The sequence below is a fragment of the Plantactinospora sp. ZYX-F-223 genome, from assembly GCF_039649625.1.
Taxonomy (GTDB): Bacteria; Actinomycetota; Actinomycetes; order Mycobacteriales; family Micromonosporaceae; genus Plantactinospora.
In genome coordinates this window covers 1-24,080 of record NZ_JBDJAV010000025.1, presented here as the reverse complement: position 1 = coordinate 24,080, position 24,080 = coordinate 1, and the positions used below count along the sequence as shown (strand labels likewise).

The 24,080-nt window shown below is 73.0% G+C and carries 25 protein-coding genes; 15 read left to right on the top strand and 10 right to left on the bottom strand.

Going from position 1 to position 24,080, the window contains the following annotated elements; genetic code table 11:
- Window positions 1–25: 25 nt before the first annotated feature.
- Window positions 26–676, bottom strand: a complete 651-nt coding sequence (locus AAH979_RS24415; protein ID WP_346260453.1) for an alpha/beta hydrolase — start codon at window positions 674–676, stop codon at window positions 26–28.
- Between the two features lie 232 nt (window positions 677–908).
- Here AAH979_RS24415 and AAH979_RS24410 point away from each other — a divergent pair, with 232 nt between their 5' ends.
- Both AAH979_RS24410 and AAH979_RS24405 read left to right on the top strand, forming a co-directional pair.
- Window positions 909–1,382: a hypothetical protein gene (locus tag AAH979_RS24410; RefSeq protein ID WP_346260452.1), complete on the top strand. Its 474-nt coding sequence runs from the start codon at window positions 909–911 to the stop codon at window positions 1,380–1,382.
- A gap of 78 nt (window positions 1,383–1,460) precedes the next feature.
- Window positions 1,461–2,273, top strand: a complete 813-nt coding sequence (locus tag AAH979_RS24405; protein ID WP_346260451.1) for a hypothetical protein — start codon at window positions 1,461–1,463, stop codon at window positions 2,271–2,273.
- A 511-nt stretch (window positions 2,274–2,784) separates the two neighbouring features.
- Here AAH979_RS24405 and AAH979_RS24400 read toward each other — a convergent pair.
- Window positions 2,785–3,261 (bottom strand): hypothetical protein, encoded by a 477-nt coding sequence (locus AAH979_RS24400; RefSeq protein WP_346260450.1) that lies wholly within the window; start codon window positions 3,259–3,261, stop codon window positions 2,785–2,787.
- A 110-nt stretch (window positions 3,262–3,371) separates the two neighbouring features.
- Here AAH979_RS24400 and AAH979_RS24395 point away from each other — a divergent pair, with 110 nt between their 5' ends.
- Complete coding sequence (locus AAH979_RS24395) at window positions 3,372–4,544, top strand: serine hydrolase domain-containing protein (RefSeq protein WP_346260449.1); 1,173 nt, start codon at window positions 3,372–3,374, stop codon at window positions 4,542–4,544.
- A 69-nt stretch (window positions 4,545–4,613) separates the two neighbouring features.
- Here the strand turns inward: AAH979_RS24395 and AAH979_RS24390 are convergent, their stop codons facing one another.
- The gene (locus tag AAH979_RS24390) at window positions 4,614–5,075 is read right to left on the bottom strand and encodes a pyridoxamine 5-phosphate oxidase (RefSeq protein WP_346260448.1); all 462 of its coding nucleotides are present in this window, start codon (window positions 5,073–5,075) and stop codon (window positions 4,614–4,616) included.
- 268 nt (window positions 5,076–5,343) lie between these two features.
- Here AAH979_RS24390 and AAH979_RS24385 point away from each other — a divergent pair, with 268 nt between their 5' ends.
- Window positions 5,344–5,982 (top strand): hemerythrin domain-containing protein, encoded by a 639-nt coding sequence (locus AAH979_RS24385; RefSeq protein WP_346260447.1) that lies wholly within the window; start codon window positions 5,344–5,346, stop codon window positions 5,980–5,982.
- 34 nt (window positions 5,983–6,016) lie between these two features.
- Here AAH979_RS24385 and AAH979_RS24380 read toward each other — a convergent pair whose 3' ends face one another.
- Complete coding sequence (locus AAH979_RS24380; RefSeq protein WP_346260557.1) at window positions 6,017–6,664, bottom strand: response regulator transcription factor; 648 nt, start codon at window positions 6,662–6,664, stop codon at window positions 6,017–6,019.
- The gene (locus AAH979_RS24375; RefSeq protein WP_346260446.1) at window positions 6,664–8,034 is read right to left on the bottom strand and encodes a sensor domain-containing protein; all 1,371 of its coding nucleotides are present in this window, start codon (window positions 8,032–8,034) and stop codon (window positions 6,664–6,666) included. Before AAH979_RS24375 ends, AAH979_RS24380 begins: the two co-directional genes overlap by 1 nt.
- Before the next feature lie 184 nt (window positions 8,035–8,218).
- Between AAH979_RS24375 and AAH979_RS24370 the strand changes: the two genes are divergently transcribed.
- From AAH979_RS24370 to AAH979_RS24330, 9 genes are all read left to right on the top strand, one after another.
- Window positions 8,219–9,013 (top strand): hypothetical protein, encoded by a 795-nt coding sequence (locus AAH979_RS24370; protein ID WP_346260445.1) that lies wholly within the window; start codon window positions 8,219–8,221, stop codon window positions 9,011–9,013.
- Window positions 9,014–9,022: 9 nt separating this feature from the next.
- Entirely contained in the window at window positions 9,023–9,952 is a 930-nt protein-coding gene (locus AAH979_RS24365) for an ABC transporter ATP-binding protein (RefSeq protein ID WP_346260444.1), read from the top strand.
- Entirely contained in the window at window positions 9,949–11,661 is a 1,713-nt protein-coding gene (locus AAH979_RS24360) for a hypothetical protein (RefSeq protein ID WP_346260443.1), read from the top strand. The genes AAH979_RS24365 and AAH979_RS24360 overlap by 4 nt, the downstream gene beginning before the upstream one ends.
- Window positions 11,662–11,739: 78 nt before the next feature.
- A complete protein-coding gene (locus AAH979_RS24355; protein WP_346260442.1) occupies window positions 11,740–12,177 on the top strand; it encodes a hypothetical protein in 438 nt (145 codons plus the stop codon).
- Window positions 12,178–12,233: 56 nt separating this feature from the next.
- The gene (locus tag AAH979_RS24350) at window positions 12,234–13,007 is read left to right on the top strand and encodes a Clp protease N-terminal domain-containing protein (RefSeq protein WP_346260441.1); all 774 of its coding nucleotides are present in this window, start codon (window positions 12,234–12,236) and stop codon (window positions 13,005–13,007) included.
- Between the two features lie 123 nt (window positions 13,008–13,130).
- Window positions 13,131–14,126 carry an asparaginase gene (locus AAH979_RS24345; protein WP_346260440.1) on the top strand — a complete coding sequence of 332 codons (996 nt, stop codon included), beginning with the start codon at window positions 13,131–13,133 and terminating at the stop codon, window positions 14,124–14,126.
- Between the two features lie 102 nt (window positions 14,127–14,228).
- Window positions 14,229–15,269: a LacI family DNA-binding transcriptional regulator gene (locus AAH979_RS24340; RefSeq protein ID WP_346260439.1), complete on the top strand. Its 1,041-nt coding sequence runs from the start codon at window positions 14,229–14,231 to the stop codon at window positions 15,267–15,269.
- Between the two features lie 180 nt (window positions 15,270–15,449).
- Window positions 15,450–16,763 carry a PHB depolymerase family esterase gene (locus AAH979_RS24335; RefSeq protein ID WP_346260438.1) on the top strand — a complete coding sequence of 438 codons (1,314 nt, stop codon included), beginning with the start codon at window positions 15,450–15,452 and terminating at the stop codon, window positions 16,761–16,763.
- Window positions 16,764–17,067: 304 nt separating this feature from the next.
- A complete protein-coding gene (locus AAH979_RS24330) occupies window positions 17,068–17,817 on the top strand; it encodes a methyltransferase domain-containing protein (protein WP_346260437.1) in 750 nt (249 codons plus the stop codon).
- A gap of 78 nt (window positions 17,818–17,895) precedes the next feature.
- Here AAH979_RS24330 and AAH979_RS24325 read toward each other — a convergent pair whose 3' ends face one another.
- Both AAH979_RS24325 and AAH979_RS24320 read right to left on the bottom strand, forming a co-directional pair.
- Window positions 17,896–18,864, bottom strand: a complete 969-nt coding sequence (locus AAH979_RS24325) for an ATP-dependent DNA ligase (protein ID WP_346260436.1) — start codon at window positions 18,862–18,864, stop codon at window positions 17,896–17,898.
- Between the two features lie 107 nt (window positions 18,865–18,971).
- Window positions 18,972–19,376 (bottom strand): DUF3224 domain-containing protein, encoded by a 405-nt coding sequence (locus tag AAH979_RS24320; RefSeq protein ID WP_346260435.1) that lies wholly within the window; start codon window positions 19,374–19,376, stop codon window positions 18,972–18,974.
- A gap of 126 nt (window positions 19,377–19,502) precedes the next feature.
- On the opposite strand from AAH979_RS24320, the gene AAH979_RS24315 reads away from it, so the two are divergent.
- Complete coding sequence (locus AAH979_RS24315) at window positions 19,503–20,321, top strand: helix-turn-helix transcriptional regulator (RefSeq protein ID WP_346260434.1); 819 nt, start codon at window positions 19,503–19,505, stop codon at window positions 20,319–20,321.
- Here the strand turns inward: AAH979_RS24315 and AAH979_RS24310 are convergent.
- The 3 genes from AAH979_RS24310 to AAH979_RS24300 all read right to left on the bottom strand — a co-directional run bounded on the left by AAH979_RS24310 (window position 20,318) and on the right by AAH979_RS24300 (window position 22,385).
- Window positions 20,318–20,863 carry a GNAT family N-acetyltransferase gene (locus AAH979_RS24310; protein ID WP_346260433.1) on the bottom strand — a complete coding sequence of 182 codons (546 nt, stop codon included), beginning with the start codon at window positions 20,861–20,863 and terminating at the stop codon, window positions 20,318–20,320. The two genes, AAH979_RS24315 and AAH979_RS24310, sit on opposite strands and share 4 nt — an antisense overlap.
- Window positions 20,864–20,958: 95 nt before the next feature.
- Window positions 20,959–21,582 (bottom strand): ATP-dependent Clp protease proteolytic subunit, encoded by a 624-nt coding sequence (locus tag AAH979_RS24305; RefSeq protein WP_346260432.1) that lies wholly within the window; start codon window positions 21,580–21,582, stop codon window positions 20,959–20,961.
- A gap of 194 nt (window positions 21,583–21,776) precedes the next feature.
- Complete coding sequence (locus AAH979_RS24300) at window positions 21,777–22,385, bottom strand: hypothetical protein (protein WP_346260431.1); 609 nt, start codon at window positions 22,383–22,385, stop codon at window positions 21,777–21,779.
- A 634-nt stretch (window positions 22,386–23,019) separates the two neighbouring features.
- On the opposite strand from AAH979_RS24300, the gene AAH979_RS24295 reads away from it, so the two are divergent.
- Window positions 23,020–23,856 carry a serine hydrolase domain-containing protein gene (locus tag AAH979_RS24295; RefSeq protein WP_346260556.1) on the top strand — a complete coding sequence of 279 codons (837 nt, stop codon included), beginning with the start codon at window positions 23,020–23,022 and terminating at the stop codon, window positions 23,854–23,856.
- Window positions 23,857–24,080: the final 224 nt, after the last annotated feature.

Sequence of the window (24,080 nt, the reverse complement as noted above, 5' to 3'; positions counted from 1 at the left end):
CCGCGCCCGTTGCCGGGTCGGACGGTCAGCCGGGCAGGTTGGCGTCGAGGAAGGCCGCGATCACGGCGCGGATGTCGGGCCGGTCGAGCGGCAGCGCGTGTCCGCCGTGCGTGACCAGCGAGTGCACCGGGTGGCCGGCCTGGAGCAGTGCCGAGGTCAGCGCGACCGCCTGGCCGACCGGTACGGAGGCGTCCGCGACACCGTGCGCCAGCAGCACCGGTACCCGGTTGCCGACGTGGCTGCGCGGAATCGCGTCCACGGTCGCCGGGTCGCCGGCCGTGGGCTGGTGGCCCAGCAGCGCCTCCCACGGGTTGTCCCCGCGACGTGCCTGGAGGAACTCCTCGTCCAGCGGATCGATCGGTGCCCAGAAGGCGAGTACGCCGTCGACGTCGTCCGGCTCGGCCATGCCCCGCAACCCGAGGTGCAGTGCGAGGTGGCCACCGGCCGAGTCGCCGGCCACCAGGAACGGCAGCCCGGCCGCCCGGGCCCGGGCCAGCGGCTCCCGCGCCGCCGCCCGTACGTCGGCGAGCTGGGCCGGCCACCTGGCCTCGGAACTCAACCGGTAGCGGCCCTGCACCACCGTCAGCCCGTGCCCGGCCAGCGCCGCGCCGTCCTCGTCCGACCAGCCGCGCCAGCCGCCGCCCGGCAGCCACAACACGACGCCCCGCTCCGTCATCGGCCAAGCATGGTCGCCGACGCCCCGGTCGGGCCAGCCGAAGATGCCGACTCCGCTGACGGCGTAACGCCGTCGGCCCCAGTCCCCGGCCGCCAGCGGCCTGGACAGCGGGAAGCCGGCGTGACCAGGGCCGCTCCGGCTCGGCGAGCGGTTCCGGGCGACCCGAGGTAGTTTGGGGTTCGTGCTATCCGTCGCGCTGGTCCGCCCCGTGTGGTGGATTGCGTGCCGGTCGGTGCGGTTCGTGACCGCCCTGGTGTTGATGGGCCTGTTACTGGGTGCCGGTGGCACCCGGACCGGGCTTTCCGACCCCGCCTACTCGGCGGGCGGGGCACGACCCGCCGCAGAGTCGACTGTGGAGGATGTCCGGGCCACCGGGGCCGAGGCACCGGTGACCGCCCCGGCCGTGTGGATCGGGCAACATCCCGAGGCCGACGGCGGGCAACGTGCCGAGGCCGACGGGGCGTCCGGTGCCGCCGACGAGCCGCCCGTCGCGGTGGCCGAGCAGCCCTCGGAGACGCTCAAGGCTGCCGTGGCGGCCGACGAGCGGTCCGTCGCGACCGGCTCGGTGGTGTCGACGGTACTGGTCCGGGCCGACGTGCTCGGTGGGCAGCCCGACCGGCCGGTGGTCGGTCCGGCGGCCGGGGTGTGGCCGGCCGGCAACGCGTACGCCCGGGTGGTCGGGCCGCGCGCACCGCCGCTCGACTGAGGACCGGTCGCGCCCGACCGCTTCCGGTCCGGTCCCGTCGACTCCTCGTCCGCATCGTCCACCCCGTGAGGTGCCGTAATGGAAAATTTGCTGTTCGACTTCCTGATCGAGGTGACCCGGTCCACCACCCTCTGGCTCGTCCTGCTCGGGCTCGCGCTCGCCGCTGGCATCTGGCTGGTCGTGCGTCCGCAGGCGGCCACGACCGACCGACGGGACGAATCCGGCTACGACGTGGCGGTCCGGGACGCCGAGGGACGCCGGCAACGGTTGGTGGCCCGGGCGACGGAGCTGCACCGGTACGCCGAGGAGGTGGCGGTCGCCGCCGAGCGGTCGGCCGTGACCGCCCAGCGGCGCCGGGACGAGTGGCTGGCGGCGCAGGAGGCGGTCGAGGCGGCCTGGCAGGCGTACGAGGCGGCGGACGCCGCAGCCCGCCGGGTCACGGCCGCCGCCGTACTGCCCGAGCCGCGCACCCCGCGCACCCCGGCCGAGTACGCCGACCGGGAGCGCTTCCTGCACCGTGCCGCGATGGCGGCCTGCACCCGGCAGGAGCTGACGGTACTGCAGCTGAGCGACGCGCTGGCCAACCGGAACGGCTGGGACCCGCGCCGGCATCCGGTTGAGCAGGAGATCGTGCTCCGGCGGGCGGCCCGGGACAGCCTGCTCGCCGCGCACCGGGCGGCGGAGGAACGGGAACGGGCCGCCTGGCGGGACGCCGAGGTCGCCGCCGCGGCGGCCCGCAGCCTCCGCGAGGAGGCGTTCGCCGCCGCCAGCCGTGCGGCTCAGCTCCGGCGCTGGTTGCCGTCGCCGGCCGGGCAGCCGCGCGGGTCGGCGAGCGAGCGGGCCCGGCAGCAGGGAACGGCCCGGCGGTGGCGCGCGGCCCGGGCCGGCTGACCTCCGGCGGGCGGCCGGAGGGTCGGCCCGGGATCAGGCCCGGACTGACGTCGAAGGAGCCCCCGGTGACCACATTGGAGCCTGTCGCCGTCGGGATCGGACGGTCGCCCGCCGTGCTTCGGGCGGTCGGGTACGGCATCGTTCCACCGCACCGGCCGCCGCACTCGCCGGCTGCAAGGTTTGCCCGTAGAAACCATCGGCCGTCGTCATGGCCGGGCTTTGATCACCCCGGTTAGGGTGACGGTATGCCGTTGGTGCCGCGGGGATATGTGCCCGGCCGGAGCGCGCTCATCTGGTCAGGCACCGATCACGGGTGGCGCCAGCCGAACCTGTCCTCCAACAGATTCGGCCGGCTGGTACTGCGCGTTCTGGCGGCGCCGCTACTGCTTGCCGGGACACTCGGCGAACTGATCTCAGGTCCGATGTCGGACCTGACACCGATCCGACATCGGACCTGAGACTCCGGCACGGGCCATGAGCCCCCCACAGGTGGCCACGGGGGAGTCGGCCGTCAGGTGGACGGCTTGGTCGGCGCGACGTTGCGGAACCGTTCGTGCGCCGACTGCCGGCTGATGCCGAGCGCGTTGCCGATCTCGGCCCAGGAGAGCCCGCCCTCCCGGGCCGCCGCCACGGCCCGTTCGATCAGCGGCCGTTGCCAGCGTTCCACCTCGGCGAGGATGCCCAGCGCCTGCAACGGCCAGGTGGTGGCCAACTCGGCGACGTTGTCCCGGAGGGTGTCGGAGCGGTTCAGCAGCCAGTCGGGCGGGGTGGCGGCCAGGATCGGCCTGACGTGTCCGCTCCACTCGGAGGTCGCCATCCAGCGTCCCTCGTCGGCGGCCGGATAGTCGCCGGCGCCGACCCAGCCGCAGGAGCAGCGGGCCCGGTAACCGACCGTGCCGGCGGGCTCGGTGGCGGCGGTACTCACCGTCCCGTCCGGCAACCGGAACCCGACCAGGTTCGCGTGCCCCGGCACCATTTCCTCCGCCATCCCGTAAGCATATGTCTGTCAGGGTTCCCTGACTGGGGATGTCAGGATACCCTGACACAATTGCCCGGGCGGGTCGCCGTCCGGGCTCGACCACTGAAGGGAAGAGTGCGATGTCCGTGGTCAGCGGCACCGTGGCAGCGGGTTACGAGCCGGTCCGGGAGGCGTTCCTGGCGAACTTCGAGACCCGGTCGGAGATCGGCGCGGCCGTCAGCGTCTACCGGCACGGCCGGGAGGTGGTCCGGCTCTGGGGTGGGACCGCCGATCCGACCACCGGCCGACCCTGGCGGGCGGAGACTCTCCAGGTGGTCTACTCCACCACCAAGAGCGTGCCGGCGGCCTGCGCGCACCTGCTGGTCCAACGGGGACAGCTCGACCTCGCCGCCCCGGTCGCCGAATACTGGCCGGAGTTCGCGGCGGCCGGCAAGGGTGGCATCCCGGTCCGCTGGCTGCTCTCCCACCAGGCAGGGCTGCCCGTGCTCGACCGTCCGGTCCCCCGGGCGGAGGCGCTGGCCTGGCAACCGGTCGTCGAGGCGCTGGCCGCCCAGGCGCCGGCCTGGGAGCCGGGCACGGCGCACGGCTACCACTCGCTGACCTACGGCTGGCTGGTCGGTGAGGTGGTGCGCCGGGTCTCCGGCCGGAGCCTGGGCACGTACTTCGCCGACGAGATCGGCAAGCCGCTCGGCCTGGACTTCTGGATCGGTCTGCCCGCCTCGGAGACACACCGGGTCAGCCGGCTGGTCGAGCAGCCGGCCACCGCTCCGGCCCCCGAGACGGTGCCCGAGCAGATGCGCGAGGTCCTCGCCACGTACACCGATCCGGCCTCGCTGCTGGTCCGGTCGGTGTCGGTGACCGACCCGCCGCTCGACCTCGCCGACCCGGCGACCTGGGCGGCCGAGATACCCGCCGTCAACGGCATCTGCACCGCGTCGTCACTGGCCCGGTTCTACGCCGGTCTGATCGGCGAGGTCGACGGGATCCGGATCCTCGACGCGGCCACCCTGGCCGCCGCCACCGCCGAGCAGGCCAGCGGCGTCGACCGGGTGCTGATGGTGCCGACCCGACCCGCGCTCGGCTTCGGCCTGCCCCTGCCGGACCAGTCCTGGTGGTCGCCCACCGCCTTCGGCTTTCCCGGTCACGGTGGCTCGCTCGGCTACGCCGACCCGGCCAGTGGCATCGCCTTCGGGTACGTGACGAACGGCCTGCGCGTCACGATGACCCCGGACCCCCGGACGGCCAGCCTGGTCGAGGCGGTCCGGGCGGTGGCGTCCCGCCAACCGGACTGAGCACGGCCGGCGGAGCGGGCACGGCCGGCGGTACCCGATCCGGACCTGGCGCGGCGCGGACCCGGCGGCTCAGTCCCGGGTCCGTCGCCGCCAGCCGGTGCCGGGGTGCCACGACTCGATCACGAGATGGTCGGCGGGCGTGCCGACGTACGTCAGCACCAGTTCGGTGATGTCGATCCGGAAGAATCCGGCGCCGGCGTGCGGGGTGTCGGCCGGTGGCGGGATCGCGACGACCCGGCCGGCCAGCTTGGCGTCGCCCGGCCAGCTCTCCGGAGCGTCCGCGGGCGGCTCGATGGTCGGGCTGTGTACGGCGATCCGCGGATCCCGCCGCACGTCGAGCAGCTTCATCGAGCCGCCCATCATGCCGAGCGTGACCTCGCCGTCGCCGAACTCGAGTTCGGAGGCGCTGATCCGGGGCGAGCCGTCCCGGCGAAGCGTGGCAATGGTCTTGTTGGTGCCGGCCGAGAAGCGTTCCCGGACCCGTGCCGCGAAGTCCGGTGCGTCCTGTTCGATCTCCCGCCAGCGCGCCACGTGATCCTCCGGGGTCCGGGCCGGCCCGTTCTCCGCCCGGGCCGGAGGTCCGACCGAGGTACGCCTCGGCCACGGCCTCCAACCTACCGCCGACCGGCCGATCCGCCGCCGGCCATTCCCGGCCGATCCGCCGCCGACCGTTCACGGCCCGGTCCGCCGCCGACCGTCTCGCGGGCGGTCGTGTCGATCACGGCGAGGACCCTGGGGATGATCACCCGGATCGGCGTGGCGGATAATCGGAACTCCCGGAAGATCGTAAAGGCAGATCATGACCACCGAGAACGACTGGCTGACCCGGCGGACCGGTGTGCTGCCGACCGCCCCGCCGACCGAGCGGCTCAGCCCGAAAAGCGTGCTGGACGAGACAACCCGGCCGACCGCGCCCGAGCCGCCACCCGAGGTCACCTTCACCCATCAGGGCCGGTACGCCGGCCGGCACCTGGTCGACGTGCACGACCACTACCGGGCGGAACTGCGCCAGGTACGCGACATCCTCCGGCAGGTCAGGGAGGGCACCTCCCAGATCGGCGACGCCCGGGACCAGCTCAACGTGATGACGATCCGGGCCAACGACTGGACCCTGGGCGGGGTCTGCCAGGCGCAGTGCCGTGCGGTGGCGACCCACCACACCATGGAGAGCCAGGGCATCTTCCCGCACCTGCGGCGCAGCCAGCCGGACCTGGCGGCCGTACTCGACCGGTTGCACGAGGAGCACCTGGCGATCCACGAGGTGCTGGAGGGGGTCGACGCGGCGCTGGTGCACCTGGCCCGCAACCCCACCGACTACGGCCCGATCACCGAGGCGATCGACCTGCTCACCGACACCCTGCTGTCGCACTTCGCGTACGAGGAGTCGCAGTTGATCGGCCCGCTCGCCCGGCACGGCTTCTATCCGGGCCAGGTGTGAGCCGCCCGGCCAGGGCTGACCAGGCGTCCGGCGGTCAGCTCCGGCCGGTGAGATAGGCCAGCACCGCGAGCACCCGGCGGTTGGTGTCCTCGGTCGGCGGCAGGTCGAGCTTGGCCAGGATGTTGCCGACGTGCTTGCCGACGGCCGCCTCGGAGACCACCAGCACCCGGGCGATCGCGGCGTTGGAACGCCCCTCGGCGACCAGCGCCAGCACCTCCCGCTCCCGGGCGGAGAGCCGGGCCAGCGGGTCCCGCCGCCGGCGCAGGAGTTGGCGTACCACCTCGGGGTCGACGACCGTGCCGCCGGCCACCACCTGGCGGAGCGCGCCGACGAACTCCGCCACGTCGACCACCCGGTCCTTGAGCAGGTAGCCGACCCCACGGCCGCCGTCGGAGTCGAGCAGGTCGGCGGCGTAGCTCTGCTCGACGTACTGACTCAGCGCCACCACGGCCAGTCCCGGGTGGGCGCGGCGCAGCCGTACGGCCGCCCGCAGCCCCTCGTCGGTGAAGTCCGGCGGCATCCGGATGTCGGTCAGCACCAGCCCCGGGGCGTACGTCTCGACCGCCGCGCCGAGCGCCTCCGCGTCACCGACGGCGGCGACCACCTCGAAGCCGAACCGGTCGAGCAGTCCGGCCAGCCCCTCCCGGAGCAGTACGCCGTCCTCGGCGAGGACCACCCGGATCAGGTCTGGTTCGGGTCGCACGGCAACTCCACACGTAACAGGGTCGGCCCGCCGGGCGGGCTGGACAGCAGCATTCTTCCGTCGACTCCCGCCACCCGGTCGGCCAACCCGGTCAGCCCGCTGCCCAGTTCCGGATCGGCGCCACCCCGGCCGTCGTCCCGGACCTCGATCGTCAACCGCCGGCTGGTGGCCGCCCGGGCCGTCGCCGGAGAGTCGTCCCGCATCCGCAGCGAGACGGTCGCCGCCGTCGCCCCGCTGTGCTTGGCGACGTTGGTCAGCGCCTCGGCGACGACGAAGTACGCCGTCCCCTCCACCGGATTCGGCAGCCGACCCGGCAGCGCCACCTCGACGGTCACCGGGACCGCCGACTGGTCGGCCAGGTCGCGTACCGCAGCCGGCAGGCCACGATCGGTGAGCACCTTGGGGTGGATGTTGCGGATCAGTTCCCGCAGCTCGGTCATGAAGAGCTTGGCCTGCTCGTGCGCGTCGGCCACCGCCGCCGCCCCCGGGGTGCCGGGCGGGATCTCCAGCCGGGCCAGCCCGAGTTGCAGGGTCAGGCTGACCAGCCGCTGCTGGGCCCCGTCGTGCAGGTCGCGTTCGATCCGGCGCCGCTCGGCCTCGAAGGCATCCACCAGCCGGGCGCGGGACCGGGCCACCTCGACCAGTTCGGTACGCAGCCGCTCCTGCGTGCCCGCGCCGAGCAGTGTCCGGGTCAGCGCGCCCTGCCCGGCGGCCAGCAACGCCAGCGGGTACGGCGAGACGGCCAGCAGCACCAGCCCGAGCAGCGCGTGCGGTACCGCCTGCGGGACGGTCTCGACCTTGGCCCAGCCGATCGAGATCGGGCCGTCGCCGGTCTGCACCAGCAGCGGGCTGGCGATCAGCACCACGACCAGGAGCAGCAGCGCCAGGGCGGCGGCGGAGAGCAGCAGCCCGACCGTGCCGAGCAGGCCGGCGTGCAGCAGCGCCAGCCAGGTGGCCGGCTCGGCGTACCGGGTCCGCAGCCAGGACCACGGGTCGGGCGCCGGGGGAGGGCGGTGCCCGGAGCGGACCGGCCGGGGGTCGACCAGGCGCAGCCGGAATCGCTCGACCTCGGCCAGCGGCAGTGCGGCCAGCGGCCCGAGCCCGGCGATCAGCACCGCCCCGAGCGGCAGCAGCAACGCCAGCGTGCCGAGTGGCAGTTCGGTGAGCCGGGTGCCCCGGGCCAGCAGATAGAACCAGGGCAGGCCGAGCAGCCCGAGCGCCACCCCGGCGGCGAGCGCCACCGGCGGGGTGCTGACCAGGTACGCCAGCGCCCGCCACGGCCAGCCGGTCAGCGGAAACCGGCGCCGGGTCACCGATTCCAGCAGCGTACGAGGGCTCGGCGGGGACACGTCACCACGCTAGTGCGCCGGCCCGGGTCCGCCGATGCCGCTGGCGATAGTCCCCGGGTATACCCAGCCCTACCTCGGATCCGGTGCCTGCTGCCCGTGTCGGCGACCCCGCCCCGGTGATCTGCTCGACGGGTCGGCGCCGCGTACCCGCCGACGCCCGAACCCGACCCTTCGGAGGCCCCCTGTGCACGCCCATCCGACCTCACCACCCGGCATCCGGCGGCCGGCCCGGCACAGTCCGGGCCTCGCCGCGCTGCTCGGTGCCGCCGTCCTGGCCGGCGTCGCCGGCTGCGCCGACCTGCGGGCGGTCGACTCGGCCCGGACCGACCAGCGGACCTTTCCGCTCGACGGCTCGGCCCTCGGCATCGACGGTCGCGGCACCGACCTGCGGCTGGTGGTCGGCACCGGCCCCGGGGTCGAGGTGCGCCGGTCGCTGACCGGCAAGGCGACCCTGCCGGGAAACGCCGACTGGGAACTGACCGGCGACACCCTGCGGCTGGCCGTCACGTGCAGCGGATTCGTGCCGGACTGCGGCGGCAGCCACGTCGTCGGAGTACCGGCCGGCACGAGCGTCCGGGTGGAGAGCCAGGACGGTTCGGTCCGGGCCGTCGGGCTGACCGGCGACCTGACGGCCCGGGTCCGGCACGGCTGGCTGCGGGTCGAACGGCCGGCCGGGGTACTCCGGCTGACGGCGGAACTCGCCGTGGAGGTCAGCGAGGCGCGTTCCACCGACGTCACGGCCAGCTCCTCCGGCCGGGACGTACGGCTCTCCTTCGCGGTCGCACCCCGCCGGGTGAGCGCCACCGCCGAAGGCGGGTCGGTGGACGTGGCGCTGCCGGCGGGGCCGGAAACCTACCGGATCAGAGCCGAGGGCCGGGACCGGGTGGCCGGCTCCGAACTGACCAGCGACCCGGCCAGCGAGCGCGTCGTGGAAGCCGTTGCCGACAACGGCCGGGCCCGGGTCCGGACCGGGAAGTAGGGGCCGGACGTGTTTGAACTGCGCGACATCGTGAAGGTCTACCGGGGCGGGCACCGGGCGGTCGACGGCGTGACGCTGCGACTCGGCGCCGGGGTGCTGGGCCTGCTCGGGCCGAACGGGGCCGGCAAGTCCTCGCTGATCCGGATCGCCGCCACGGTCACCCGGCCGACCAGCGGGCAGGTCCGCTTCGACGGTGCCGACGTGCTGGCCCGGCCGGACCTGCTGCGCCGGGTGCTCGGCTATCTTCCGCAGGACTTCGGGGTCTATCCGCACCTGACCGCCCGGGAGTTCCTGGGCTGCCTCGCCGCGGCCAAGGGGCTGCCGGCCCGGACGGCCCGGGCCCGGATCGACGAACTGCTGGAACTGGTCAACCTGACCGGAGCCGGCAAACGCCCGCTCGGCGGGTTCTCCGGCGGGATGCTGCGCCGGGTCGGCATCGCGCAGACCCTGCTGGCGGATCCCCGGGTACTGGTGGTGGACGAGCCGACCGCCGGGCTGGACCCGGAGGAGCGGGTCCGGTTCCGCAACCTGCTCGGCGAACTGGCCACCGACCGGGTGGTGGTGCTCTCCACCCACATCGTCTCGGACGTCGAGTCGGTGGCCGGGGAGATCGCCGTGGTCGCGCAGGGGCGGATCCGCCGCCGAGGTACCCCGGAGGAGTTGCTCCGGGCGGCCGACGGCCGGGTGTGGGAGCTGCTGGCCGATCCGGCCGAGGTACCCGGGTTCCAGGCCGGATACCTGGTCAGCCGGCTCGTCCGCACCCCGGCCGGGGTACGGGTCCGGCTGCTGTCGGCGCGGCAGCCCGGCCCGGCCGCCAGCCCGGTCCCACCGGACCTGGAGGACGCCTACCTGGACGCGATCCACCAGCCGACCGAACCGACCGAGTCGACCCAGTCGACCTGGCCGACCGGGCCTGGATCCTGGCCGGTGTCCCGATGACCGCTCCCGGCGCGACCGCGCTTCGCGTCCCCACCGCGATCGCCGTCGCCGACTTGCGGGAACGGGTACGCCGCCCGGCGTACGCGGTGGTGCTGGCCGCCGCGGTCGGCCTGGGCTACCTGGCGCTGCCGGACCTGGATGACCGCTGGGTGGTCGTCAACGCCGGGATGTACCGGGGCGTCTACAACAGTGCCTACGTCGGCACCGTGACCGCGCTCGCCGGAGCGCTCTGGTTGTCCGTCGCCGGCTTCTACGTGATCCGTGGCGCCGTCGTCCGGGACGAGCGCACCGGGGTCGGGGAGTTGCTCGCCGCCACCCCGCTGTCCCGGTCGGGCTATCTGACCGGAAAGTTCCTGAGCAACCTGCTGGTGTTGGGTTCGATGCTCGGCGTCCTGGCCGGTACCGCCGTGCTGATTCAGCTCGCCCGGGGCGAGGACCGGGCGGTGGACCCGCTGGCACTGCTGCTGCCGTTCGGTCTGCTCGCCCTGCCGGTGCTGGCGGTGACCGCCGCGGTGGCGGTGCTCTTCGAGACCGTCCGGCCGCTGCGGGCCGGGTTCGGCAACATCGTCTGGTTCTTCCTGGCGATGGTCGGGACGATCGTCGGGCAGGGGCCGGACGCTCCGCTGGGTGGGCTCGGGGTGTCCCAGGTGGCCCGGTCGGTGCGGGCCGGGCTGGGCGACGCGGGACTGCGACCGGACGGCGAGTTCAGCCTGGGCCTGATGTACCTTGATGCTCCACTTCGGACGTTCGAGTGGTCCGGGCTCGCCCCGGACGCCGGGTTCGTCGGCCAGCGGCTGCTGCTGACCCTGCTCGCGGTCGGGATTGCGGTGCTGCCGGCGCTCTGGTTCGGCCGGTTCGATCCGGCCCGCGCCGGGCGCCGCCGGCAACCCGTTCCGCCCGGCCCGGCGCCGTTTCCCGCCGGCCCGGCGCCGCTTCCGGTCGGGTCGTGGCCGCCGGTCGCGGGCATGCCGGTTCCGTCGGTGGTCGGGGCGGGCCCGTCGACGCCGGCCCGGCCGAGGTTCGTCGACGCCGCGCCCTCCTGGTTGCGGTCCGCCGACCGGTCCGGAAGCCTGCCGGTACGCCCCGCCGGGCTCCGCGCGGTCGACGGCCTCGGCCGGCTGCTCGGTGGCGAGCTGCGGGTACTGGCTCGTTCCGCATCGCGCTGGTGGTGGCTCGGGGTGGGGCTGCTTGCGGTGGCCGGTGCGGTGGCGCCGCTGTCGGCCGTACCGTCGGCGGTCCTGCCGCTGGCCTGGATCTGGCCGGTGCTGCTCTGGGCCCGGCTGGGCACGCAGAGCCACGAGTACGGCCTGACGGGGCTGCTCGGCGCCTATCCGGGGCTCCGTCGCCGGATGCTGGCCGAGTGGCTCGCCGGGGTGGCCCTGGCCGGGCTGACCGGACTGGTGCCGATGCTTCGGATGCTGCTGGCCCAGGACACGCCGGGGCTGGCCGCCTGGACCGCCGGTGCCCTCTTCGTCCCGTCGTTCGCGCTCGCGGCCGGGGTACTGAGCCGGACGCACCGGCTCTTCCAGGCCGGCTACCTCGCCCTCTGGTACGCGGCGCTGAACGGCGTCGCCGCGCTCGACGTCATGGGCGCGGTACGGGTCGACGGTCGTCCGGTCGGCCCGGGCCCGCTGCTGGTGGGCGGCTGCGCGCTCGCGCTGCTCGGCCTCGCCTTCCTGGTCGGCGCCCTCCGGCACGCCCGCCGGTAGCACCAGCACGCCACGATGGATCTGTCCCTCGTCAAGGCTGGCTTGACGATATGACTCTGTCAAGGATAGCTTGACAGCATGGACAGATTCGTGGAGACCGCGCTCGCCGTCGATGTAGCCCCCGCCGCCGTTGCGGCCGCCAACGCCGCCGTCAACGAGGCGAGCCGGCAGGCCGACCTGTTGATCGGTGGCCGTCCGGCACCCGGCAGTCCGGAGTGGGCGGCGGAGCAGGAGGGGCCGGCCGGGCGGCAGCGCGAGGTCGCGTCCCAACTGCTGCATTTCCGGATCGTCCTGGCCTCGGGCGTCGACCCGTTCGCCAGCGTCGTCGGCCTGCGTCGGTGGGGAGTGACCTGGGAATTGATCGCCCGGGCGGCGGGGGTCACCCGGCAGGCGGCACACGAGCGCTGGGGGCGGCGGGTACTGGAGGTCCTGGATCCGTACGGGACCGGCGAGCTCGGTGGGCCGGTCGCCGACGACGAGGCAGATCTGCGGGGTACCGGCGGGGGCACCTCATAACCCCATAGGGGTTATAGTGGGGTCGGCCCACGGTGCCGACGAAGAGGAGCCCGGCGATGCCGAAGATCAACGTCTATCTCCCCGACGAGCTGGCCGAGGCGGTGCGGGTCGCCGGGATTCCCGTCTCGGCGGTCTGCCAGCGCGCCCTCGAACAGGCCGTACGCCGGGTCACCGCGATCCGGGAGACCGCCCTCGGCGATCTCGACGACGCCGACCTGGCCGCCCGGCTGCCGAACTTCACCCCCCGGGCCCGTGCGGCGGTGCTGCTCGCGGTCGACCGGTCCCGGGGGGACGGTGCGGCGGCGGTCGGCACCGCGCATCTGCTCGGCGGGATGCTGGCCGAGGGGACCAACCTGGCCCTGCACGTGCTGCGGGCCGAGGAGATCGAGCCGGACCGGCTACTCCAGGAGCTCACCGGCCGGCCCGTCGCCGAGCCGGGCGGTGACCCCGACGACGCGCTGCACTTCAGCGGGCCGGCGGCGAACGCCCTGGAACTGGCCGTGACCGAGGCGACCGCGCTCGGCCACAACTACGTCGGCTGCGAGCACCTGCTGCTCGGGCTGATCGCCGAGCCCGACGGCGTCGGTGGGCAACTGCTCCGGTCGCTCGGCGCCGAGCTGCGGCTGACCCGCCGGGCCGTGGTGGCGGCCCTGGCCGGCTACGTCCACCTGCGGGCCCAGACCCCGCCGCAGGCGGACCCGGCCGGCGCCGTCGGACCGTCACCCGAGGTCGCCGCGCTGCTGGCCGCCGCGGTACGCCGGGAACTCCAGCCGATCGTCGCCCGGCTCGAACGGCTGGAGGAGCGGGCCGGCGGGACCGACGCCGACTGATCGGCCGCCGAGATGCGCAGGATCGTGCCGGCGGTCGTCGCGATGCTGACGTTCCTGCTGGTGCTCGCGTTGCCGTTGCTGACCGACCTGCCCTAGCGAGGGCCCGGACCGGAGGGATCGGAGATGACCAGGCGGGTGCTGCTGCTCGCGACCAAGGACACCATCGCCTACTCGACCAGCCCGGGACAGGAGCGCGTCGCGTCCGGGGCGGAACTGCTCGACGCGATTCCGCCGGACCGGCTCGCCGCCGACGTGGTGGTCGAGGACGTGCTCGCCGAGCCGAGCTGGGACACCAGCCCGGGCACCATGCTCGGGCTGGCCCGCCGGGCCCGGTCCGCCATCCTGGCGGACGGATTCGACGGCGTGGTGGTCAGCCACGGCACGGACACCCTGGAGGAGACCGCCTACCTCGCCGACCTACTGGCCGGCGCGGCCGCCCAGCGTGGCGCGATCGTGTTCACCGGCGCGCAGCGGCAGCTCGACGAGCTCTCCGCCGACGGCCCGCGCAACCTGGCGTCGTCCATCGCCGCCGCGGCCGATCCGCTGCTGCGCGGGGCGGGCGCGGTGGTCTGCGTGGACGACGAACTGCATGCGGCCCGCTGGGTGAGCATGGTCGACGCCACCACGGTCCGGGCGTTCTCCTCGACCCCGTTCGCGCCGCTCGGCCGGGTCGTCGGGGAGCGGGTCGAGGTGATCGGCCCGGCACCGCCCCGGCCCGCCGAGGCGTACGGTGAGCCGGAGTCGGACGTGGCGCTGCTGAAGACGTACCCGGGAATGGACTCTGGGCTGCTCACCGCGGTGGTGGACGCGGGCGCCCGGGGTGTCGTACTGGAGGGGACCGGGCTGGGCAACGTCCCGGCCGGCCTGTTCGCCGCGATCGCCGAGTTGACCGAGTGGGACGTCCCGGTGGTGGTCGCCTCCCGGTGCCGTACCCGGACGGTCGGCCTGGCGGAGTTGCCGCCACCCGTCGGGATGGCCGCCCGGGTCGGCGCGATCGGGGCCCGGGGCCTGCCCGCCGGCAAGGCGCGGGTCGCGCTGATGGTGGCCCTCGGCGACGGCGGTGGGGTGGCGGCGGCGCGGGACTGGTTCGACCGGCTGGTCCCGCCGCCCGGTGGGTGAACCGGCGGCCGCCCGGGTCACTCCCATCGGGCCGGACGACGAGGCCGAACCGGCCCGATGCCGGGACGGTGCCACCGGTCGATGTTCGCGTAGGCTGCGGCGATGACCGGCACCAATCCGCAGGCGGCCCGGAGCGGGCGTGGCAGGGTGCTCACCGTTGCCAAGATCGCCCGGTTGGCCGGGGTCTCCGCGCCGACGGTGTCCCGGGTCATCAACGGGCAGACCGGGGTGGCGCTGGAGACCAGGAAGCGGGTCGAGGCGATCCTGCGGGAGCACGGCTACCGCCGGCCGGGTGGGTCGACCTCGGTGGCCATCGTGGAGCTGGTCTTCCACGCACTGGAGAGCCTCTGGGCGCTGGAGATCATCCGGGGGGTCGAGAAGGTGGCCCGGGAGCACGACCTGGCCGTCGTACTCACCGAGATGCAGGGCCGGCTGACCCCGGGGCGGGCCTGGACCGAGCAGGTGCTGACCCGGCGGCCGATCGGGGTGATCGCGGTCTTCTCCGAGCTGACCGTCGCGCAGCAGTCACAGCTCGCCACCCGGTCGATCCCGCTCGTCGTGCTGGATCCGACGGGGGAGCCGCTGCACCAGACCCCGTCGGTCGGTGCGACGAACTGGAACGGCGGGCTGGCCGCCACCCGGCACCTGCTGGACCTCGGGCACCGGCGGATCGCCATGTTGAGCGGGCCGCCGGAGTGGCCGTGCTGCCGGGCCCGGCTCGACGGTTACCGGGCGGCGATGGACGCGGCGGGCGCACCGGTCGACCCCGACCTGGTGCGGATCAGCACCCTGTACGTCGAGGGCGGCCTGGCCGACGGCCGGGAGTTGCTGGCGCTGCCCGATCCGCCCACCGCGATCTTCACCGCCAACGACCTCCAGGCACTCGGGGTCTACGAGGCGGCCCGCCGGGCCGGGGTACGCATCCCGGACGAGCTGAGTGTGGTCGGCTTCGACGACCTCTCGTTCACCCGCTGGTCCGGGCCGCCGATGACGACGATCCGCCAGCCGCTGGAGCAGATGGGGGTGACCGCCGCCCGCATGATCATCGACCTCGCGGCGGGTCAGTCCCTGGACCAGCACCGGGTCGAGCTGGCCACCGAACTCGTCGTACGGGAGAGCACCGCCCCGCCGGCACGCGGCTGAACCCGCGCGGCTCCACTCCGGGGTTCGGGTTCGCCGGCCCCACACCGTCGTCATGAACTCATGTCAGTCTATGTCTTGTGCGGTGAAACATTCCCATCGATACTTTGGGATGTTTCAACTGGCAGGACGCCCCGGATCGCCGTCCGTGATCGCGCCTCGCCGGGTCGAGAGAGGATCAGGATGGGACGACTCGTACGCGCACTCGCCGTCGCGGGCAGTGCGGTGGTGCTGGCCGCCGGCCTGGTGAGCCTGACGGTGGCCACGCCGGCCTCGGCGGCGTCGCTGACCGAGGTGACCAACTTCGGCACCAACCCCAGCAACCTGCGGATGCACCTCTACGTTCCGGACCGGTTGGCGACGCGTCCCGCGATCCTGGTCGCGGTGCACTACTGCACCGGTACCGGCCCCGCGTTCTACTCCGGCACCCAGTTCGCCTCGCTGGCGGACCGGTACGGCTACATCGTCATCTACCCCTCGGCGACCCGCAGCGGCCAGTGCTTCGACGTCTACTCGCCGCAGGCGCTGCGTCGCGACGGCGGCAGCGATCCCGTCTCGATCATGTCGATGGTGCGGTACGTCCAACAGCGCTACAGCACCGGACAGGTTTTCGCCACCGGGGTCTCCTCCGGCGCCATGATGACCAACGTGCTGCTCGGCAACTATCCGGACGTCTTCACCGCCGGGGCCGCGTTCGCCGGTGTGCCGCACAGTTGCTTCGCCACCACCGGCGGCTCCACCTGGAACAGCGAGTGCGCCAACGGTCAGGTCATCCGCACCGCCCAGCAGTGGGGCGACCTGGTCCGGGCCGCGTACCCCGGCTACACCGGCGCCCGGCCCCGGATGCAGTTGTGGCACGGCACCAACGACGAGACGCTGCGCTATCCGAACTTCGGTGAAGAGATCAAGCAGTGGACCAACGTGCACGGGCTGAGCCAGACGCCGACCTTCACCGACACGCCGCAGTCCGGCCACACCCGTACCCGCTACGGCGGCAGCGGCCCGATGGCGCCGGTCGAGGCGATCAGCATGCAGGGGGTACCGCACAACCTGCCGGTGAACGCGGCCGAGGCGATCCGGTTCTTCGGGCTGGACAGCACCACTCCGCCCACCGGGACCCCGACGGCCGTACCGACCACCACGCCGCCGCCGACCCAACCGCCTACCGAGCCGCCGGCCGGTGGCTGCGCGGTCAGCTACACGGTGAACGCCTGGAACGCCGGGCTGACCGCCGCGATCAGCATCACCAACCGGGGCACCTCGGCCATCAACGGCTGGACGCTCTCCTTCACCCTGCCGGCCGGGCAGACCATCACCTCGGGGTGGAACGCGTCCTACAGTCCGGCCAGCGGTGCGGTGACCGCCCGCAACGCCAGCTACAACGGCACCATCGCGCCGAACGCGTCGGTCGGGATCGGCTTCCAGGCCAGCCACACCGGCAACACCGGTAGGCCGGCGTCGGTCAGTCTCAACGGGACGGCCTGCACACTGAGCTGACCCGGTTCCGTACCCGGTCGACCCCTGGTCGTTATCGAAGCGCGACGGGCCGCGCGAGGGAGAGGCGGGTTGCCGGCGGAGGATCCCCCGCCGGCAACCCGCCGCCCCGTCTTCTCCGGTCCGGTCAGGCCGATGTCGTCGGGGTGCCTGGCGCCGGCAGCCGGCCTGACACCGCACCGGAGCCCGCCGCACCGCCACCCGGACGGCGATCGACGCGCCGCGTGGACGGCGACGCGTCGATCGCCGGGTTCACCGTCCCGCCCCGGATGTCGCCCGGTGACACGCTCTGCCAGAGTGTCGCGCCATGGGCGGACTACTCGACGACGAGACGCTGGCATCGTCGGCCGTGGTGGCGAACTCGGCGATGAACCGGGAGCGCCAACTCGACGGCGTCAACAGCTACACCCGGGAACTCGGATTCCACCCGCTGGACTGGCTCGTCGCCCGGGTCCACCCCGGTGACCCGGCCGAGCCGGGCGGCCCGCCGGTGGGCTGGCTCGACCTGTGCTGTGGCAGCGGCCGGGCACTCGGCCAGGCCGCGCGGCGGCTGCACCGGGCCGGCCTGGCCGACCGGGTGGCGATCACCGGGGTCGACCTGGTCGACTTCTTCGACGCCGCCGCCCCGGACCCCGGTCCCGGGCGGGACGACCGGAGCCCGGTCGGCGTCGGCGCACCCCACCTGGTCTGCGCCCCGATCGGCACCTGGACGCCGCCGCGCCGCTACGACCTGATCACCTGCGTGCACGGGCTGCACTACGTCGGCGACAAGCTCGGCATGCTGACCCGGATCGCCGGCTGGCTCGTCGACGACGGCCGGTTCGTCGCCGACCTCGACCTGAGCAGCGTGCGGCTGGCCGACGGGAGGGCCGCCGGTCGCCGGCTGAGCAGCCTGCTGCGGTCGGCCGGGTTCACCGTCGACCCGAGACGGCGGCGGATCAGTCGGACCGGGCCGGTGGCGCTCTCGTTGCCGTACCGCTATCTCGGTGCCGACGACCGTGCCGGCCCCAACTACACCGGCCAGCCCGCCGTCGTCTCCTACTACGCGCCGGCCTGATCGATCGGCGCGGGGCGTGCTCGGCCCGCCTCGACGGCGCGGGCCCTGCTCGGCCGGCCTCGGGGGCGCGGGTCCTGCTCAGTCGCCCTCGGCGGCGCGGCGGGCGCGGGCCCGGCGCTTGCCCTCGTGCATCGCCTGCACCCGGGCGATCGGGATGGTGTGCCCCTCGGCGACCAGGTCGGCGGGGAGCCGCTGCGGTTCCGGCATCCGCTCGGTCCACGGGTCGTGCCCATCGAGCAGGCGCGGCACCGTACGCAGGGTGAAGTCGGCCGGGGTGACCCGGTCCAGTTCCTCCCACGGCACCGGAAACGACACCGGCACCCCCGGCCGGAGCCGAGGACTGTACGCCGAGACCACCGTCGCGCCGCCGGACCGGGTCGAGTCGACGAAGACCCGGCCGCCCCGGTCCTCCCGAATGAAGGCGGTGGTCGCCAGCGCGGGATCCAGCCGTTCCGCCCGGGCCGCCAGTGCCCGGGTCGCGGCGGCCACGTCCTCGATCGGCGCTTCCGGGTCGACCGGTACGAAGATGTGCACCCCCTTCGCCCCGCTGGTCTTCACCACGCCGGACAACCCCGCCTCGGCCAGTACCTGCCGGACCAGCTGGGCGGCGCCCACGACCAGCGGAAAGGTGTCCGGGGCCGGTGGATCGAGGTCCAGCACCAGATGGGTGGGGCGGTCCCGCCGCTGCGCCGTGACCAGGGTGGGGTGGTATTCGACGGCCCGCTGGTTGCCGAACCACAGCAGGGTGCGCCGGTCGTTGCAGAGGGCGTACGACACCTCGCGGCGGGACGCCTCCGCCCACAGCGTCACCGTCGAGATCCACGACGGGGTGTAGCGCGGCACGTTCTTCTGCATGAACGGCGGCTGGCCCCGGAGCACCCGGATCACCGAGAGCGGCCGGTCCCGCAACTGGCGGATCAGCGGGTCGCGGACCTCGTCGAGGTAGTCCACCAGGTCCCGCTTGGTCGCGTCCGCCCCGTCGAACAGGGGCTGGTCGAGGTTGGTCAGGGAGACCCCGTCCCGTACCTCGTCGGCTCTGCCCGTCATCGAACCACTCTCCCGGGGTGCCGCCGTACGGTCAACTCCGCCGGGCCGGGCGCCGCGCGCGAGCCGGACAGGATGGTCGTGGCGTGGGGCGCGGACGGCACCCGCTGTCAGCCGAGCACCAGCCGGACGCTGTGTCCGGACTCGTCGCGCCGGTAGGTGATCGTCCCGAGCAGGCCGGTCAGCTCGCCGGTCCCGGTCCCCGGCACGATGTGTCCGAAGGTACGCGGAGTCTCGGCGTCCAGCCCGCCGTGCTGGAAGACCACCGTCCCGTTCCGCCCGCCGATGCTGCCGGTGAAGCGCTCCGACGCCACGTATCCCCGGTTCGCGGCGGTCAGCAACTCGGCGACGCTGGTCCCCTCGATCACGCCCCGGAAGGTCTTCCGCACGGTCACCCGGGCCAGGGTGCCGCCCTCGGCGGGCTCGTCGTAGGGCTGCTCGTCCCATCCGGTCACCTCGAACTCGGCGGTGAACTCGGTGCCGGGGGCGAGGGCGGTGTCCGTCTGTCGCATCATGCCGGAATCGTAGGTCGGGCCCCGGACAGCGGATTGGATATTCGCGTCACGGCTTCCGGGCCCGCGGCGACTCCGGGCCGACCTCGGCGACCGTGCCGGCGCCCGGGCGGTCGTACCCTGGGTCGGGTGGAGCGCGATCTCGACGACCGGCGGGGAGTGCTGCGTACCGCGCCGGCCGGTGTCGAGCCGCTGCGGCGGCGTGCGCCCGCCCCGGAACTGCTCCCGTACGTCGCCTGGTACTGGTCGGTCTGCTGGGACCTGCGCGGCCGGCCCGCCCACCGGCAGTCGACCCTGCCGCACCCCTCGGCACACCTGACCGTCGAGGAGGGCCGGGCCTGGCTGTACGGGCCGCCCCGCCGCCGGTTCGATCGGGTCCTCGCCGGGCAGGGGCGGGTGGTCGGCGTCCGCTTCACCGCCGGTGGTCTCACCGCGTTCCTGGGCCGCCCGGCTGCCGAGGGGCCGGTTCCGGCTTCGCTGCTTCCGGGTCTCGACGCCGCACGTCTGGCCGCCGCCGTCACCGCCGCCGTAGACCTCGACGCGGCCGGCCCGCTGCTGGACCGGGCGCTGACGGCGATCATGCCGGACCGGCCGGACCCGGCGGTGTTGACCGTGGAAGAGGCGGTCCGGCTCGCCGGGGAGGACCGGTCCATCCTCCGGGTGACCGACCTGGCCGAGCGCCTCGGCCTGCGGGTCCGCGCTTTGCAGCGCCTCTTTGCCGACCAGGTCGGAGTCAGCCCCGGCTGGGTCATCCGGCGCTGCCGCCTCCAGGAGGCGGCGCTGCGGGCCACCGACGGCGGCCCGGTCGACTGGGCGGGTCTCGCCGCCGATCTCGGCTACTACGACCAGGCCCACCTGATCCGGGAGTTCACGGCCGCCGTCGGAACACCACCCGCCCGGTACGCCGAGGGCGCGGACAGCGGGACCGACCCGCACCCTTCCCACTAGCCGGAGGCCGCTCCGGACCGCCCCGACAGCCTGACCATCCGCACCGCGGCGGGTCTGGAGAACTCGTGGTACATGACGTGCAGGCCGACCCGGCCCAGGGTCGGATGGGCGAAGGCGCCCGGCACCGTACCCACCACGGCGAACCCGTGCCGCCGGTACAGCGCGACGGCCCGCTCGTTGGACTCGGCGACGGCGTTGAACTGCATGCCGGCGTACCCGCGCCGCTTCGCCCAGTCCAGGGCGTACCGGCACAGCGCCGTACCCACGCCCCGGCCCCGGGCGTCGGCGTCGACCATGAAGCTGGCGGTCGAGACGTGGCCGCCCGGACCGGGCCGGTTCGGGCCCATCTTCGCCGTACCGAGCAGCCGGTCCTCCTCGACGGCCACCACGGTCAGCCCGGGCGCCGACTCGACCCAGATGTGGTACGCCTGCTCCGCGGTCATCCGGGGGTCGTAGGTGAACGTCTCCTCGGCCCGTACGACCTCTCGGACGATCGGCCACACCCGGGGCCAGTCGGAATCGGTGAACTCGCGGATCTGCACGCCGCGACGCTAACCGGGCGGTCCGGGGCGGACAACCGAGATACGAACCCGGTCGGTGCGGCCCGGCTGGCCGGGATCCCGCCGACCCGCCTGGGTCAACCGGGCGTACCGGCGGACTCGGAGACCCGGCCGGTGCCGCTGACCACCCGGTCGATGAAGCCGTACTCCCTGGCCTCGGTCGCGGTGAACCAGCGGTCCCGGTCGGCGTCCCGGACGATCTGGTCGTACGTCTGCCCGGTGTGCTGGGCGATCATCTCCAGCAGCATCCGCTTGGTGTGCAGCATCTGCTCGGCCTGGATCGCGATGTCGGCCGCCGTACCGCCCATCCCGCCGGACGGCTGGTGCATGATGATCCGCGCGTGCGGCAGCGCGTACCGCTTGCCGGGCGTACCCGCGCAGAGCAGGAACTGCCCCATCGACCCGGCCATGCCCATCGCCACGGTCGAGACGTCGTTGTCGATGAACTGCATGGTGTCGTATATCGCCATTCCGGCGTAGACCGAGCCACCCGGCGAGTTGATCCAGAGGTTGATGTCCCGCTCTGGGTCCTCGGCCGCGAGCAGCAGCAGTTGCGCGCAGATCCGGTTGGCCACCTCGTCGGTGACCTCACTGCCGAGGAAGATGATGCGCTCCTTCAACAGTCGGCTGTAGACCGAGTCGTCGAGGGTGCCGTGTGGCTGTTCTCCGCCGCGAGCCTGAGGGGTGTGCAGGTCAGTCATGCCAGCAACCTAGTGACGGCCACCAGGAAGAATCGACGGCTTACGCTGTCAGCGCACGGCTTCAGCCGTCGGCGGAATTCGCTGCCGTCCCGTGTCGAGGTGGCCGGGCGGGCGCCACTCTGCTCGGTCCACTCTCTCCTGGTCCAGCCCGGCGGCGGACATTGCGCATGAGAGCCGCAGCCGTCGCCGATTTGTCAAGATGCTGATCGGGCATCGGCGGTGTTCCGTGATCTGTCGCGGGTCAGGTCGGCGTAAACCATGATCTGCTGGGCCAGGAAAAGCACCATGATAATCTCCACGGTCGCTACGGCCGCGGATAAGATCGAAAGGTCGCCGGCAATGCAGCGAATGATGATGGCGATCATTCCGGGTAGACAGAACGTCGTCAGGTCGGTGGCTAGTTGGAATATCTTCCGACTGCGACGACGCCGATCGGAGCGGTGGCTGCCCTCCCACTGGAAGATCGGTTGGCCGGCACCGACCAGGGCTCCCAGGCGTGGCCCGAGATCGGCGCGGATGTACCGCCCGATCGCCGAGACCTTCTCGTCATTGACCAGGTACGTCCAACCCAGCACCACGCAGACCGGAGGCAGTAGCAGGAGGAGGTCCACACTTTCGGCCTGGTACGTCCCGACGACCACGCCCGCGATCGAGACAAGAGTCGCGTACATGAGATTGTCGCGGGTGCCGATCCGGTGGTTCTGCTCCTCCTTGAGTCGGTCGTACTCCTGCGCCAGTAGTACGCCGAGACTGACCTCGTCCCGCCTCAACCCGTTCAGCTCCGACCTGGCAGAGATCAACACGAGCGCCTCCGAACAACGGCGGGATCCCAGTATCCCGTAGCGGCCGGCTCGCGTACAGCGACGAAATTTCGGTAGAAGTTGCAACTTCGGCATCGACTCGCGGCGATCCCGAAGAACTACGCGCTCGCCGGGCCGCCCTACCCGCCGGGCCGGTCGTACACACCCACTGAGTTCATCCCCATCCGCACGTTCTTCACGCCGGAGGGCGAGCGGCTCGAACTTGTCGCGCGCCTATTCCGGCGCGTCGACCGCCAGACTGACGGGTCGAAGGCATCCGAAGCTCAAGGTCAGGCTCCCGGCGTGGCGCCGAGCAGGTACCACTCGCGGACGGACCCCGGGAGTACTCCTCCGATCCATCCGTCAAGTAGGGCAAGCTCGTCACGTGCTTCCGCTGGCTCGTCGGAACCGCCAAGAATTTCATACGCCGCCTCGTTCCACCCCACGAGGCGATAACACCATACGAGCCCATCACGACCTCACACGGCGACCGCTCATCGCGGCGAACGCGCACCTGACCTCGGTTGCACGGGACCGGTGACGACTCCAGCGTCCAGGCCGGACGGGCGCGAGAGCGTCTAGGGTTGGCGCCGTGATGCGAGCGGAGTTCCTGGTGCGGCAGGGTGAGGACTTCGTCGTGGACGACACCACGGAGACGCGGTATCAGCTGGCCTCGGTGAGCAAGCAGTTCACCGCGGCTGCCGCGCTCCTGCTCGTCGAGGACGGCAAGTTGGCCCTCGACGATCCCGTGGACCGTTGGATCGACGGCTGCCCGGAGGAGTGGCGAGACATCACGGTGCACCACCTGCTCACCCACACCTCCGGCCTCGGTCACTGGGACGACTATCCCATGATCGACCTAGCTCAGCGGGTTGAGCCCGGCGAACTACTGAAGATCTTCCATCGCGTACCACTCCAATACCCGCCGGGCGAGGGCTGGAGCTACAGCAGCCCCGCGTACGTGCTGGTGGCGCACGTCGTCGAACGGGCCGCCGATACGCCCTACCGAGTCTTTCTGGCAGACCGCATCTTTGATCACCTTGGTTTGACCAGGACGTTCGTGGGAGCGCCCGGCGCGCGGCCGAACCTGGCGCTCGGCCACGACGCTGAGGGCCAGCCGTTGCCGACCTGGGAACTGGACGTGGTGGGCATGGGGGCCGGAGACGTGTGGTCGACGGCCAAGGATGTGTTGACCTGGCTCGATGCCCTCCAGGGCGGCCGGCTGCTGAGCGAACCGTACCGCACGCTGATGTTGACCGAGCGGGCGCGGACCGGCAAGGGTCCGGATGAGAGCGGCTACGGCTACGGCGTCTTCGTTGGTGAGCTCAAAGGCCGGCGGTGGTGGCAGCACAGCGGCCACAACGCGGGCTACAAGGCGTTCGCCGGCAACATTCCGGAACTGGGTCGCCGCATCGTGGTCCTCAGCAATACCGAGGCGACGGACGCCCGCACCCTGGAGCCTCTGCTCGCATAGATCAGGCACTTCGGATCAGGGCGGTCCGGTTCGACACGAAGCAGCAGCGCAGCCGCCGCATGTCCGCCCAACTCGCCGCCGCCACCACGCACCATCACCCACTGGCTGGCCTGGTACCGCTGGCGCCGCCTCACCAAGCCCGCGCCAAAACCAGCCACTATCGACGCCGCGACAACCCGCTGATCGACCAGCACCTACATGACGAACCCCGGCTGGAGTGATCG